Origin of the sequence: Klebsiella sp. JN_Kp121, assembly GCF_040062145.1 — a bacterium.
In the GTDB taxonomy this organism is placed as follows: domain Bacteria; phylum Pseudomonadota; class Gammaproteobacteria; order Enterobacterales; family Enterobacteriaceae; genus Klebsiella; species Klebsiella aerogenes.
Genome location: NZ_JBEAHX010000026.1, coordinates 1 through 14241, shown reverse-complemented (window position 1 = coordinate 14241; position 14241 = coordinate 1). Strand labels below are relative to the sequence as shown.

The following is a 14241-nucleotide window of genomic DNA, read 5'->3' as shown; positions in this document are numbered from 1 at the left end:
CGCCGTAGATTTCCCGGATGGCGGCCGGGCTACCCTTTGGCGGGGTTATGTAGCCCCGGTAAGCGTAGCGCCACCGGGGAGCCCGTTTTAGCCGATGGTCATCAGGCTGGCGTTACCGCCTGCCGCGGCGGTGTTGACGCTCAGCGAACGCTCGATATACAGGCGCTCCAGCAGCAGATTGGTTTCACCGCGGGCAAAGCCCTGCACCGATACAATCGCCCCGTCGCGCGCCGCCACCTGCTCACACAGCTCGCGCAACTGATCGGAATCACCGTGATAAATGACCGCGTCGAAAGCCTGGCTGGTCAACTGATCCGCTTTCGCAAAATGAATGCGCTCACTGACCTCACGCGGCAGTTTCTTCGCCAGTTCGCGCTGCAGGGCGCTATCCGGCCACAGCACTTCACAGCCAACCGCCATTGCCGCAGCCAGTTGAATCAGCGCGTCCTGCTCGTTATCCGCCACGCACAATACGCGCTCGCGCGGCATCAGCGTCAGGGTATTGCGCTCGCCGGTTGGCCCTGGCAGCAGACGTTGGGTGCCGCTTTGCGCCAGATCGCTGTATTGCTGACACAGCGCCTGCAGTTCAGGACGGCCAGCCGCCCACTGCTGCAGCGCCTGCAGCGGTTTTTCCAGCAGCGTTTTCAACTGGGCGTCCAGCGGACGCTCCGCATCCTGGCGGGCGAAAGTGACGCCGACCGCGTCCTGCGGGCGACTGGAGAGCAGACGATACAGATACAGCGGGCCGCCAGCTTTCGGGCCGGTGCCCGATAACCCTTCGCCGCCGAACGGCTGTACGCCGACTACCGCGCCAACCATATTGCGGTTGACGTACAGGTTGCCGACTTTCGCGCTGCCGGTGACCTGAGCGATGGTTTCGTCGATGCGGGTATGCACGCCGAGGGTCAGACCGTAGCCGGAGGCGTTAATCTGCTCGACCAGCTTATCCAGTTCGTTACGGTTATAGCGCACTACGTGCAGAACCGGGCCGAAGACCTCTTTTTTCAGTTCGTCGAAGCTCTCGAGTTCGATAAGCGTTGGCGCCACGAACGTACCGTGATTCCATTCGCGGGCATCTTCGCTATTTTCACGTACCGCCTGGAAGACATTACGGCCTTTCGCGCGCAGCGCCTGAATATGGCGCTCGATATTCTCTTTGGCTTCCGCGTCGATTACCGGGCCGATATCGGTGGTCAGACGACCCGGATTCCCCATCCGGCATTCGCTCATCGCGCCGCGCAGCATGGTTAACGTATGGTCGGCGACTTCTTCCTGCAGGCAAAGCACGCGCAGGGCGGAACAGCGCTGGCCGGCGCTGTCGAAAGCCGAGGCCAGTACGTCGATCACCACCTGCTCGGTGAGCGCCGACGAGTCGACGATCATCGCGTTCATGCCGCCGGTTTCCGCGATAAGCGGCGTCGGACGGCCCTGCGCATCAAGGCGGTTAGCGATGTTGCGCTGCAGCAGCGTCGCTACTTCGGTCGAACCGGTAAACATTACGCCGCGAACGCGTTCATCTGAGGTTAGCGCGGCGCCGACGGTTTCCCCGCGGCCCGGTAGCAGTTGAATCACCCCCGGCGGTACGCCGGCTTCCAGCAGAATCGCTACGCCTTGCGCGGCGATAAGCGGCGTCTGCTCGGCCGGTTTGGCCAGCACGCTGTTGCCTGCCGCCAGCGCCGCGGCAATCTGGCCGGTGAAGATCGCCAGCGGGAAGTTCCACGGGCTGATACAGACGACCGGGCCCAATGGACGGTGGGTTTCATTATCGAAATCGTCGCGCACCTGACCGGCATAATAGTGCAGGAAGTCGACCGCTTCGCGCACTTCAGCAATGGCGTTGCTGAAGGTTTTGCCAGCTTCGCGCACCAGGATCCCCATCAGCGTCGGCATCTGGCTTTCCATTAACACGGCGGCGCGCTCAAGAATGGCGGCGCGTTCCTGCGGCGGGGTGGCGAACCAAATTGGCGCGTTATTGATAGCGCTGGTCAGCGCCAGCTGCACTTCGGCATCGCTGGCTTCGCGGACGTAGCCGACGATATCTTTCGGTTCCGCCGGGTTGATGACCGGCTGCATTTCGCCTTCGGCCACCGGCTGCTCCAGCATCGGTAGCGCCTGCCACTTGTGCAGCGCGCTGTTAAGCAGCGAAGAGGAGAGGGAGGCCAGACGATGTTCGTTAGCCAGATCCAGACCGGCGGAGTTGCTGCGGCCGTGACCGTAGAGATCGCGCGGTAGTGGAATTTTCGGATGCGGCAAGCCGGCCTGGCCTTCCTGCTGCGCCAGTTTTTCTACCGCGCTGACCGGATCGGCCACCAGTTCATCCAGCGGCAGGGTATTATCCGCGATACGGTTAACGAAGGAGGTATTGGCGCCGTTTTCCAACAGACGACGCACCAGATACGCCAGCAGCGTTTCATGGGTACCGACCGGCGCGTAGATACGGCACGGACGGTTTAGTTTGCCGTCGGCGACTTTGCCCACGACCTGCTCATACAGCGGTTCGCCCATGCCGTGCAGGCACTGGAACTCATACTGGCCAGGATAGTAGTTTTGCCCCGCCAACTGGTAGATAGCCGCCAGCGTATGGGCGTTATGGGTGGCAAACTGCGGATAAATCAGGTTCGGTACCGCCAGCAGCTTCTTGGCGCAGGCGAGATAAGAAACGTCGGTGTAGACCTTACGGGTATAAACCGGATAGCCTTCGAGGCCTTCCATCTGCGCGCGTTTGATTTCGCTATCCCAATAGGCGCCTTTCACCAGGCGGATCATCAGGCGACGGCGGCTGCGGGTCGCCATGTCGATCAGCGAATCAATCACAAACGGGCAGCGTTTCTGGTAGGCCTGAATAACAAAGCCGATTCCGTTCCAGCCGGCCAGCTCCGGTTCGAAGCACAGTTTTTCCAGCAGATCGAGGGAGATCTCCAGACGATCGGCCTCTTCGGCGTCGATGTTAATACCGATGTCGTACTGGCGCGCCAGCAGCGTCAGCGATTTCAGCCGCGGATAGAGCTCTTCCATGACCCGATCATACTGCGCGCGGCTGTAGCGCGGGTGCAGCGCGGAAAGTTTAATCGAGATCCCCGGCCCTTCATAAATGCCGCGGCCGTTAGAGGCTTTGCCGATGGCGTGGATCGCCTGCTGATAAGAGATCATATAGGCCTGCGCATCGGCGGCGGTCAGCGCGGCTTCGCCAAGCATATCGTAGGAGTAACGGAACCCTTTCTCTTCCAGCTTGCGGGCGTTAGCCAGCGCTTCGGCGATGGTTTCTCCGGTGACGAACTGCTCGCCCATCAGGCGCATCGCCATATCGACGCCTTTGCGGATCAGCGGTTCGCCGCTCTTGCCAATAATGCGGTTCAGCGAGCGGGAGAGGCTGGTCTCGTTATGCGTCGACACCAGTTTCCCGGTAAACAACAGTCCCCAGGTGGCGGCATTGACGAACAGCGATGGGCTGCGGCCGATATGCGATTGCCAGTTGCCGTTGCTGATTTTGTCGCGGATTAGCGCGTCGCGGGTGGCTTTATCCGGAATACGCAGCAGCGCTTCGGCCAGGCACATCAGCGCCACGCCTTCCTGTGAGGAAAGCGAGAACTCCTGCAGCAGGCTTTGCACCATGCCGGCGCGGCCGCTGGCGGTTTTCTGGTTGCGCAGTTTTTCCGCCAGCTGGTAGGCCAGCTTGTGCGCCTGTTCGCCTAACGGCTGCGGCAGACGGGCCTGCTCCAGCAACATCGGTACCGCATCGGTTTCCGGGCGACGCCAGGCCGCGGTGATCGCCGCGCGGCTGACCGACTGCGGCAGAATTTGTTCGGCGAATTCGAGGAACGGCTGATATGGCTCATCCGCCGGAGCGCCGGCTTCATCACTTTCATTGGCGGCGCCGGAGAGGAGCGCCGGCAGTTCCGGCAGCGTCTCGTCGTTTTCCAGCTTTTCCAGATAGTTGAAAATGGCTTGTTTAATCAGCCAGTGCGGCGTGCGGTCAATACGGCTCGCGGCGGACTTAATGCGTTCGCGCGTGGCGTCGTCAAGTTTTACACCCATGGTAGTGGTGCCCATTGCGGGAACTCCTGTTAGCTATGTAATGCCCTTTTATTGGTTGCGTAGAAATATCACCTATGTTGCAACTTTGTGCAACCTTGTTAATTGTGACCTGGCTAGCAAGCTGAGAAATGAATGAATTGTTAATAGTCTTGATAAGAATTTCCAATAAATAGCCTCATTCAAATAACGTATTTATCTGCGTTGCTTAACAGTTTTTTCAGGTGCAACCCGTAAAAACGTGAGGGAGTGCAACCTATAGAAAATTGCTATTTTTCCTGAGACAACTTTCGTGTAAATGCTGTGTTAAATCGTTTGTGAAATACCGACGCATCCGTCAGGATACGCTCGCCCAATACAACCAATACGCCATTACCCCGTTCCGGTAGTGGCTAAAACGACAAAGTTGGACGTTGTCGAAATAAATTCTGGAGATTTGCATGGCTATTAGCACACCCATGTTGGTGACGTTTATTGTTTATATTTTTGGCATGGTACTGATAGGTTTTATTGCCTGGCGCTCAACCAAGAACTTTGATGATTATATTCTCGGCGGGCGTAGCCTCGGGCCGTTTGTTACCGCGCTCTCTGCCGGTGCATCGGATATGAGCGGCTGGCTGCTGATGGGGCTTCCGGGAGCAATTTTCCTCTCCGGGATTTCCGAAAGCTGGATCGCCATCGGCCTGACGCTGGGGGCGTGGATTAACTGGAAACTGGTGGCCGGGCGTCTGCGCGTGCATACCGAAGTCAACAACAATGCCCTGACGCTGCCGGACTATTTTACCGGTCGTTTCGAAGATAAAAGCCGCGTGCTGCGTATTATCTCCGCGCTGGTTATCCTGCTGTTTTTCACTATTTATTGTGCTTCCGGGATTGTTGCCGGCGCGCGTCTGTTCGAAAGCACTTTCGGTATGAGCTATGAAACCGCGCTGTGGGCCGGCGCCGCCGCGACGATCGTTTATACCTTCGTGGGCGGTTTCCTGGCGGTGAGCTGGACCGATACCGTGCAGGCCAGCCTGATGATCTTCGCGCTGATTTTAACGCCGGTGATGGTGATTATCTCGGTCGGCGGTTTCGGCGATTCGCTGGAGGTGATTAAGCAAAAAAGCATCGAAAATATCGACATGCTTAAGGGACTGAACTTCGTGGCGATTATTTCGCTGATGGGTTGGGGTCTGGGTTATTTCGGTCAGCCGCATATTCTGGCGCGCTTTATGGCGGCGGATTCGCACCACAGTATCGTTCATGCCCGTCGTATTAGTATGACCTGGATGATCCTCTGTCTGGCGGGCGCGGTATCGGTCGGTTTCTTCGGTATCGCCTACTTTAATAACAACCCGAGCCTGGCGGGCGCGGTTAATCAGAACGCCGAACGGGTATTCATCGAGCTGGCGCAAATCCTGTTTAACCCGTGGATTGCCGGGATCCTGCTGTCGGCCATTCTGGCGGCGGTCATGTCGACCCTGAGCTGCCAGCTGCTGGTCTGCTCCAGCGCTATTACCGAAGATCTGTATAAAGCCTTCCTGCGTAAAAACGCCGGTCAGAAAGAGTTGGTCTGGATCGGCCGCTTTATGGTGCTGGTGGTGGCGCTGATTGCAATTGCGCTGGCCGCTAACCCGGAAAACCGCGTACTGGGTCTGGTCAGCTACGCATGGGCAGGCTTTGGCGCCGCCTTTGGTCCGGTAGTGCTGTTCTCGGTGATGTGGTCGCGTATGACCCGTAACGGCGCGCTGGCCGGGATGATCATTGGCGCGGTCACGGTTATCGTCTGGAAACAGTTCGGCTGGCTGGGACTGTATGAAATCATCCCTGGCTTCCTGTTCGGCAGTATCGGGATTGTGGTCTTCAGCCTGCTGGGCAAGGCGCCATCGGCGGCCATGCAGCAGCGTTTTGCTGAAGCGGACGCGCATTACCACTCTGCGCCGCCGGTACGCGCCACCGCTGAATAAAGTAGCGAGCGCCAGAAACCGCAACGGCTCCCATAAGGGAGCCGTTTTTTTTCGCTGCCTGTACGGCCCGGCGGAAAGCTACTGGCGGTAAGGCGGTTACTTCGCCGCGCCTTCGTTTACCCAGTTCATGAAGATCAGATACCCGATGGAGAGCAGGGTCGCGCCAATAAACATCCCGAGAATGCCATCGGTGGCCATGCCGCCCAACGCGCCGAGCAGAACGATCGGCATCGGCGCGTCTACGCCGCGGCCCAGCATCAGCGGTTTGAGGACGTTATCGACCATTCCCGCGACAATCAGCAGGACGGTAAACACGACATTCACCGCGGTGCCGTGGTCGCCGGTCATCCACATAATGGCAATCGCCGGGGCGGTGACTAGTATTACCGGAATCTGCGCGATGCCGAGCACCAGCGCCAGCACAAAGAAGATCCCGGCGGCCGGGATCCCCGCCAACGCAATAATAATTCCCGTCAGCAAGGCCTGAATCAGCGCCACGCCAATGACCCCCTGCGCCACGGCGCGAATAGTGCCGGTGCACAGGCGGCTCAGAGCAAGACCTTTATTTTCATCAGTGATACGGATAGCGATACGTTTAGCGCTGCTGGCGCCCGCCGCGCCCCAGGTCATGATGGCGCCGGCAACAATAAAGGAGAGGACAAAGCCCAGCAGCCCACCGCCCATACTCGCCAGCACGCCGAGCATCAGTTTCGCCGCCTCGCCAATTTGCGTGTGATAACTGCTCAGTACCGCCGGCAGGTCCGCCGAGGCCTTCAGCCAGAACGCATACAGCTTACCGCCGACGAGGGGAATAGAGGCGACGTTAGCCGAAGGCGGCGGCAGCGTCAGATCGCTTCCGCTGACCTTATCAATCAGGCTACCGGCGCTTTCGCCAAGCGAGGTCACCATGAAAATGGTCGGTATGACGATGATCAGCAGGCCGAATAATACCAATATGGTTGATGCCAGCCCCTGTCGCCCGCCGATACGTCGCGCGATGTGTTGATGTAAAGGGTAGAGGGTGACGGCCAGGATCAGCGCCCATAGCATCATGTTCAGGAACGGCGAGAAGACGGTAAAGCAGAAGGAGGCCAGCGCCAGTATCAAGCCGAACTTAATAAACATATCGAGAAAGCGGGTGACAATTCTTTTCTCAATATTAGCTAACTCATTATTTTCTATCATGAATTATTCCAGTTGTTATTTTACGCGGCCGCCAGGCCAGTTAAAAACGCTCAACTATAGAGAAGTCTTTGAAATAAAAAACGCAGGAAATAATTTAAAAAAGAATTTCGCCCAGGCTGTGTTTATCAGTGTAGAACAAAAGAAAATCTGCCGTATCGCCAGAGAGTCATGTTCGCGCATCTCTTGCTAATTCACTGAAAATACGCTGATATCTGTGTACAAAAAACAATGAGGATAGCAAATGAAATTACCCCAGGGCGCTGCGGTGCTGATCGTTGCCGCACTATTGGCAGGATGCGTGGCGCCATCCGAGAAAAGCGCCGCGCACGTTGATAATAACGGCTGTCAGGCGGATAACAGGATGATGCAAACCACCCTCTATTTCGGCCTTAGCCGCCCGGCGGGAAAAGATATTACCGCTCAGGAATGGCAGCAGTTTGTCGACCGCGATGTGACGCCGCGTTTTCGCGATGGCCTGACGGTATTTGACGCCCGCGGCCAGTGGCTAGGCAACAATGGCGCAGTCGCCCGCGAATCCAGCAAGGCGCTAATGCTTATTCATAGCAACGATGCGAAAAGCGAGCAGGGGATTGAAGCGTTGCGTAATACGTATAAGACGCGCTTTGCCCAGGAGTCCGTTATGCGCGTTGATCAGCCGGTCTGCGTACACTTCTGAAACGCAGGGCGGGGAGCTCCCCCGCCCGATGAGTTACAGCACCAGCCCGGCAAAACTGGCGGACAGCAGGCTCACCAGCGTCGCGCCATAGACCAGACGCAGGCCGAAGCGGGAAACGGTATTGCCTTGCTGCTCGTTAAGCCCTTTAATCGCCCCGGCAATAATGCCAATGGAGGCGAAGTTGGCAAACGAGACGAGGAACACGGAAAGGATCCCTAGCCCGCGCGGCGTCATGCTGGCGGCAATTTTCTGCAGCTCGATCATCGCCACGAATTCATTGGCAACCAGCTTGGTAGCCATAATACTACCGGCATTTAGCGCGTCGCTTAATGGAATACCCACCAGCCACGCCAGCGGATAAAATACGTAACCGAGGATTTGCTGGAAGCTTAAGCCGAAAACGGTCGCAAATAACGCATTAACGGCGCTAATCAGGGCGATAAAGCCGATTAGCATCGCCAGAATAATCATCGCCACCTTAAAGCCTGCCAGGATATATTCGCCCAGCATTTCAAAGAAGCTCTGCGATTCATGCATCTTCTCTAGCTTTATTTCTGCTTCGCTACCGGGGCGCGTAGGATTAATAATCGACAGCACAATAAAGGTGCTGAACATATTAAGAATCAACGCCGCTACCACGTATTTCGCATCAAGCATGGTCATATACGCGCCGACGATCGACAGTGATACCGTTGACATGGCTGTTGCTGCCATCGTGAACAGGCGACGTGAGGAGAGGTCCCCGAGTACGCCTTTGTAAGCAATAAAGTTTTCCGACTGGCCGAGGATCAGCGAGCTGACGGCATTGAATGATTCCAGCTTGCCCATGCCGTTCACCTTCGACAGCAGGGTGCCGATCAGACGAATAAAGATCGGCAGAATACGCCAGTGTTGCAGAATACCTATCAGCGCGGAAATAAAGACAATCGGACACAGTACGCCGAGGAAAATAAAGGCCAGCCCTTTTTCACCCATCCCGCCAAATACGAAATTGGTCCCTTCAGCGGCGAACCCGAGTAACGAAGCAAAAAATCCAGAAATATTTTTCACTACCCATAAACCGCTTTCAGCGTGAAGGAAAAAGAAAGCCAGGGCGATTTCAATAATAATTAACTGCAGAATGTAGCGAATGCGGATTTTTTGTCGGTCATAGCTGGCAAGCCAGGCGAGGGCGAGAATAACCGCCAGCGCCAGCAGGAAGTGCAAAATTTGAGTCATGTTATTTATTTCGCAGATAAATCAGGACCGCCATTTAGCCACAGCGCTCCGGCCCGGTAAATATGTGGCATAAAAAATCATGCTATTTGCCATTTTAATGCTTAGTTGGTGAGGTATTTTCGCAAGTGACTATTTTGTAGCGATTAATTTACAACTAGTCATCATTCCCTGAACATTTCGCTTGTGTTTCTCATTGTTGTAATGATAATCACTATCAGAAATATTTACCTATCTTTGCATCCGTTGACTGCGGTTCACATTTAAGGGTTTCGGCATGTTTGTTCCATTTCTCATCATGTTACGCGAAGGGCTGGAAGCCGCGCTGATTGTCAGCCTGATTGCCAGCTATTTAAAACGAACCCAGCGCGGCAACTGGATCGGCGTCATGTGGATTGGCGTATTCCTCGCGGCGGCGCTCTGTCTCGGGTTAGGGGTTTTTATCAACGAGACCACCGGAGAATTTCCGCAGCGCGAGCAGGAGCTGTTTGAAGGCATCGTGGCGGTGATAGCGGTATTTATTCTCACCTGGATGGTGTTCTGGATGCGTAAAGTGTCGCGCAACGTCAAACAACAGCTGGAGCAGGCGGTGGATAACGCGCTGCAGCGCGGGAATAACCACGGCTGGGCGCTGGTGATGATGGTGTTTTTTGCGGTTGCCCGCGAAGGCCTGGAGTCGGTTTTTTTCCTGCTGGCGGCATTCCAGCAGGATGTGGGCATCTGGCCGCCGCTGGGGGCGATGCTCGGCCTGGCGACGGCGGTGGTATTAGGCTTCCTGCTTTACTGGGGCGGTGTCCGCCTTAATCTCGGCGTGTTCTTCAAATGGACCAGTCTGTTTATCCTGCTGGTGGCGGCCGGTCTGGCAGCCGGGGCGATTCGCGCCTTCCATGAGGCGGGACTGTGGAATTATTTCCAGAATGTCGCCTTTGATCTTAGCAACGTGGTATCGACGCATACGCTGTTCGGCACGCTGCTGGAAGGCATCTTTGGTTATCAGGAGACGCCCACCGTCAGCGAAGTGGCGGTTTATCTTCTCTATTTGATCCCGGCACTGGTGTGTTTTGCCTTGCCGCCGGGCAGCAAAACGACAGCATCGCGGGCCGCGTAATTCAGGCGCCGCTGATTAATATAGTTACAACATACTTTTCGAAAGGGATGGCCATGATAATTCAATTTCGCCGTACTGCGCTGCAGTTAACCGTCGCCGCGCTGTTCAGTTCCGCATGCTACGCTCAGGCTGCGGATATTCCGCAAGTAAAAGTTACCGTCAACGACAAGCAGTGCGAACCGATGAATGTGACGGTGAAGGCGGGTAAAACCCAGTTCATCATTCAGAACCACAGCCAGAAAGCGCTGGAGTGGGAGATCCTGAAAGGCGTAATGGTGGTCGAGGAGCGTGAAAATATCGCGCCGGGATTCACGCAAAAATTGACGGCTAACCTACAGCCGGGCGAATACGATATGACCTGTGGCCTGCTGACTAATCCGAAAGGAAAGCTGATTGTCACCGGTGAAACCAGCAAAGATGCGGCGAAAGCCGATGCGGTGCTAAGTCTTGGCGAGGCGATTACTGCGTATAAAGCCTACGTCACCGCGGAAACCACGCAGCTGGTTAGCGGTACTAAAGCCTTTACCGATGCGGTAAAAGCTGGCGATATCGAGAAAGCGAAGGCGCTGTATGCCCCGACCCGTCAGCACTACGAGCGCATCGAACCGATTGCGGAACTGTTCTCTGACCTCGACGGCAGCATTGACGCCCGTGAAGACGATTTCGAGAAAAAAGCCGAAGATCCGAAATTTACCGGCTTTCACCGTCTGGAAAAAGCGCTGTTTGGCGATAACAGCGTTAAAGGGATGGAAAACTATGCTGAACAGTTGAACAGCGATGTGCTGGAACTGCAAAAACGCATTAGCGAGCTGGCCTTCCCGCCGTCGAAAGTGGTAGGCGGCGCGGCGGGGCTGATTGAAGAAGTGGCGGCCAGCAAAATTAGCGGTGAAGAAGATCGCTATAGCCATACCGACCTGTGGGATTTCCAGGCCAATATCGACGGCGCACAGAAAATCGTCGACCTGCTGCGCCCGCAGCTGCAAAAGGATAATAGCGCGCTGCTGGCCAAAGTTGACGCCAACTTCAAAAAAGTTGATGTCATCCTTGCTAAATACCGCACGAAAGACGGTTTCGAGACCTATGACAAACTTACCACCGCTGACCGTAATGCGCTGAAAGGGCCGATCACGACGCTGGCAGAAGATCTGGCTCAACTACGCGGAATTTTGGGCCTGGATTAATTCGATGACACAACAGAAACCTCGCGACGTGAATGAACCGTCACGTCGCCGCTTACTGAAGGGGATCGGCGCGCTTGGCGGCGCGCTGGCCATCAGCGGCGGTTGCCCGATGGTGCAGGCGGCGAAAGCGGAAAGCTCCCCCGGCACGCTCGCACCCGATGCGCGTCAGGAAAAACAGCCATTTTATGGCCCGCATCAGGCGGGCATCCTGACGCCACAGCAGGCCTCGATGATGCTGGTGGCGTTTGATGTGCTGGCGGCGGATAAAGCTGACCTCGAACGCCTGTTCCGCTTGCTGACTCAGCGGATCGCCTTTTTAACCGCAGGCGGTCCGGCACCGGATACCCCGAATCCCCGATTGCCGCCGATGGATTCCGGGATTTTAGGGCCGTGGATTGCGCCGGATAACCTGACTATCACCGTCTCAGTCGGCCATTCGCTGTTCGATGAGCGCTTTGGATTAGCGGACAAAGCGCCTAAAAAACTGCAGGCAATGACGCGTTTCCCGAATGATTCGCTGGATGCTGCACTGTGCCATGGCGATCTGCTACTGCAGATTTGCGCCAATACCCAGGATACGGTGATTCACGCACTACGTGACATTATCAAGCACACGCCCGATCTGCTGAGCGTGCGCTGGAAGCGGGAAGGGTTTATTTCTGATAGCGCGGCCCGTAGCAAAGGCAAAGAGACGCCAATTAACCTGCTGGGCTTTAAAGACGGTACCGCTAACCCGTCGAGCCAGGATAAAGCGCTAATGGATAACGTGGTGTGGGTTACTGCCGACCAAGGCGAACCGGCCTGGGCGATCGGCGGCAGTTACCAGGCAGCACGTATCATTCAGTTCCACGTTGAGTTCTGGGATCGTACGCCGCTGAAAGAGCAGCAGACGATTTTTGGTCGCGATAAACATTCTGGCGCGCCGTTGGGGATGAAACATGAACATGATGTTCCGGATTATAGTCGCGATCCGAATGGTGAAGTGATCGCCCTTGATAGCCATATTCGTCTTGCGAACCCGCGTACGCCTGAGACGCAATCCAGCCTGATGATGCGCCGCGGTTACAGCTATTCGTTGGGGGTCACCAACTCCGGACAACTGGATATGGGGTTATTGTTCGTTTGCTATCAGCACGATCTGGAAAAGGGATTCCTGACTGTGCAGAAACGGCTGAACGGCGAGGCCCTGGAGGAGTACGTTAAACCGATTGGTGGTGGATACTTCTTTGTGTTGCCCGGCGTGATGAACGACCAGCATTATCTTGGACAATCTCTTTTGCAAGCCTGATACGCGTCCTGCCGGCGAAGGCAGGGCGTTTTCTGCTGTTTTTCTCGGATTCAATATATTTCCTGCCATGTGTTATATTTCTGTAATACAAATGACGGATAGTTTTCTATAGTAAATTGAGAAATCATTGTTGCGTCAATGTAAAAAATAAGTTGCATTAAGAATATTTTTTGATGTACTTATTACATACGCGGTAGTTCCCGGCAGTGATGTCGCTCACTATGGAGATCGCGAATGGTAAGGTCCTGTAGCGGACAACGTAAAACCACATACCGTACTTTCCAGCACGGAGGCCCAGCTTCCGGCAGCGATTTTCACTCTGTAACCCCAATCTCTTCCACTATTAATCAGGCTAACTCTGGCAGGGTACGCGGTGCGCGTAGCCGCGGCTCGTTGTCCATTCAACCGGCAAGCAATGGCTTACAAGGAAGCCAAACCTCAATCGTTCGTGCGCATAATCGCGTTGCTCTTGACGCGCGTGATGTAAACCAACAACGCAAGGTGCTATCCATGGGAAGACAAAAAGCAGTGATCAAAGCTCGTCGTGAGGCAAAACGTGTGCTGAGACGGGATTCGCGTAGCCATAAACAACGTGAAGAAGAATCGGTCACATCGCTTGTGCAAATGAGTGGCGTAGAAGCAATCGGCATGGCGCGGGATAGCCGCGATCTTTCGCCGATTGAAGCGCGTAATGAAGCTCAGGCGCATTATTTGAATGCCATCGACAATAAACAGCTGATTTTCGCCACCGGCGAAGCCGGGTGCGGGAAGACCTGGATCAGCGCGGCTAAAGCAGCTGAAGCCCTGATCCATAAGGATGTGGACAGAATTATTGTTACCCGTCCCGTTCTGCAGGCCGACGAAGATCTCGGCTTCTTACCGGGAGATATCGCCGAAAAATTCGCTCCTTATTTCCGACCGGTATATGACGTACTGGTGAAGCGGTTGGGCGCTTCCTTTATGCAATACTGCCTGCGTCCGGAAATCGGCAAGGTAGAAATCGCGCCGTTCGCCTATATGCGCGGACGCACCTTTGAAAATGCGGTGGTGATTCTGGACGAGGCCCAGAACGTGACCGCGGCGCAAATGAAGATGTTTTTGACCCGCCTCGGGGAGAACGTCACGGTGATCGTCAACGGCGATATTACCCAGTGTGATTTGCCCTCTGGCGTAAAATCAGGCCTGAGTGACGCGCTGTCGCGTTTTGAAGAAGACGACATGATTGGCATCGTGCGCTTTACCACCGATGACTGCGTGCGTTCAACGCTTTGCCAGCGAACGTTGAAAGCCTATTACTAAACGCTAGTGAGTGTGCAAAGCCCGGGATGCCCCGGGCTTTGTTGTTTTTGCAGCATTTCCCCGGCGGCGCTGCGCCTGGACGGGCTACTGGCTGGTGGTGTGGCCTGTGGGATGGGTAGCCCGGGCGAGGCATTTATGCCGACCCCGGGGAGGTTTACAGGGGCTAGATGCGAAAAGAGCCCGTACTTTCGTACGAGCTCTTATCTCGAATATGGCGGTGAGGGGGGGATTGACTCGCTTCGCTCGCCCGTGTGGGGCAGCCCGCTTACTGCGTTCGCGGTCTGTCCAACTGGCTGCGCCAGTTGTCG

General features: G+C 55.7%; 9 protein-coding genes. 6 read left to right on the top strand and 3 right to left on the bottom strand.

The annotated features are described in order from the left end of the window. Positions 1-87: 87 nt before the first annotated feature. A complete protein-coding gene (gene putA / locus ABLU86_RS17775; RefSeq protein ID WP_348796244.1) occupies positions 88-4050 on the bottom strand; it encodes a trifunctional transcriptional regulator/proline dehydrogenase/L-glutamate gamma-semialdehyde dehydrogenase in 3963 nt (1320 codons plus the stop codon). 422 nt (positions 4051-4472) lie between these two features. Here putA and putP point away from each other — a divergent pair, with 422 nt between their 5' ends. Beyond that, the gene (putP, locus tag ABLU86_RS17770) at positions 4473-5981 is read left to right on the top strand and encodes a sodium/proline symporter PutP (RefSeq protein WP_015704992.1); all 1509 of its coding nucleotides are present in this window, start codon (positions 4473-4475) and stop codon (positions 5979-5981) included. A gap of 96 nt (positions 5982-6077) precedes the next feature. Here putP and ABLU86_RS17765 read toward each other — a convergent pair whose 3' ends face one another. Further along, positions 6078-7166 (bottom strand): AI-2E family transporter, encoded by a 1089-nt coding sequence (locus ABLU86_RS17765; protein ID WP_072383011.1) that lies wholly within the window; start codon positions 7164-7166, stop codon positions 6078-6080. Positions 7167-7407: 241 nt separating this feature from the next. Here ABLU86_RS17765 and ABLU86_RS17760 point away from each other — a divergent pair, with 241 nt between their 5' ends. Then, the gene (locus ABLU86_RS17760; protein ID WP_048230771.1) at positions 7408-7842 is read left to right on the top strand and encodes a DUF3574 domain-containing protein; all 435 of its coding nucleotides are present in this window, start codon (positions 7408-7410) and stop codon (positions 7840-7842) included. A gap of 33 nt (positions 7843-7875) precedes the next feature. On the opposite strand, the gene ABLU86_RS17755 is transcribed toward ABLU86_RS17760, so the two are convergent. Continuing rightward, a complete protein-coding gene (locus ABLU86_RS17755; RefSeq protein ID WP_032714255.1) occupies positions 7876-9060 on the bottom strand; it encodes a nucleoside transporter C-terminal domain-containing protein in 1185 nt (394 codons plus the stop codon). A gap of 274 nt (positions 9061-9334) precedes the next feature. Between ABLU86_RS17755 and efeU the strand changes: the two genes are divergently transcribed. The 4 genes from efeU (at position 9335) to phoH (ending at position 13933) form a co-directional block, all read left to right on the top strand. Next, positions 9335-10165, top strand: a complete 831-nt coding sequence (gene efeU, locus ABLU86_RS17750) for an iron uptake transporter permease EfeU (RefSeq protein WP_015367234.1) — start codon at positions 9335-9337, stop codon at positions 10163-10165. 53 nt (positions 10166-10218) lie between these two features. Continuing rightward, complete coding sequence (gene efeO, locus ABLU86_RS17745; protein WP_015704996.1) at positions 10219-11346, top strand: iron uptake system protein EfeO; 1128 nt, start codon at positions 10219-10221, stop codon at positions 11344-11346. Positions 11347-11350: 4 nt separating this feature from the next. After that, complete coding sequence (efeB, locus tag ABLU86_RS17740) at positions 11351-12634, top strand: iron uptake transporter deferrochelatase/peroxidase subunit (RefSeq protein WP_046883751.1); 1284 nt, start codon at positions 11351-11353, stop codon at positions 12632-12634. 510 nt (positions 12635-13144) lie between these two features. Further along, positions 13145-13933, top strand: a complete 789-nt coding sequence (gene phoH, locus ABLU86_RS17735; RefSeq protein ID WP_015367231.1) for a phosphate starvation-inducible protein PhoH — start codon at positions 13145-13147, stop codon at positions 13931-13933. Positions 13934-14241: the final 308 nt, after the last annotated feature.

What these genes read in the sequence shown, in the direction of transcription:
- putA (WP_348796244.1), bottom strand. Translation starts at nt 4,050, where the DNA reads ATGGGCACCACTACCATGGGTGTAAAACTTGACGACGCCACGCGCGAA.
- putP (WP_015704992.1), top strand. Translation starts at nt 4,473, where the DNA reads ATGGCTATTAGCACACCCATGTTGGTGACGTTTATTGTTTATATTTTT.
- ABLU86_RS17765 (WP_072383011.1), bottom strand. Translation starts at nt 7,166, where the DNA reads ATGATAGAAAATAATGAGTTAGCTAATATTGAGAAAAGAATTGTCACC.
- ABLU86_RS17760 (WP_048230771.1), top strand. Translation starts at nt 7,408, where the DNA reads ATGAAATTACCCCAGGGCGCTGCGGTGCTGATCGTTGCCGCACTATTG.
- ABLU86_RS17755 (WP_032714255.1), bottom strand. Translation starts at nt 9,060, where the DNA reads ATGACTCAAATTTTGCACTTCCTGCTGGCGCTGGCGGTTATTCTCGCC.
- efeU (WP_015367234.1), top strand. Translation starts at nt 9,335, where the DNA reads ATGTTTGTTCCATTTCTCATCATGTTACGCGAAGGGCTGGAAGCCGCG.
- efeO (WP_015704996.1), top strand. Translation starts at nt 10,219, where the DNA reads ATGATAATTCAATTTCGCCGTACTGCGCTGCAGTTAACCGTCGCCGCG.
- efeB (WP_046883751.1), top strand. Translation starts at nt 11,351, where the DNA reads ATGACACAACAGAAACCTCGCGACGTGAATGAACCGTCACGTCGCCGC.
- phoH (WP_015367231.1), top strand. Translation starts at nt 13,145, where the DNA reads ATGGGAAGACAAAAAGCAGTGATCAAAGCTCGTCGTGAGGCAAAACGT.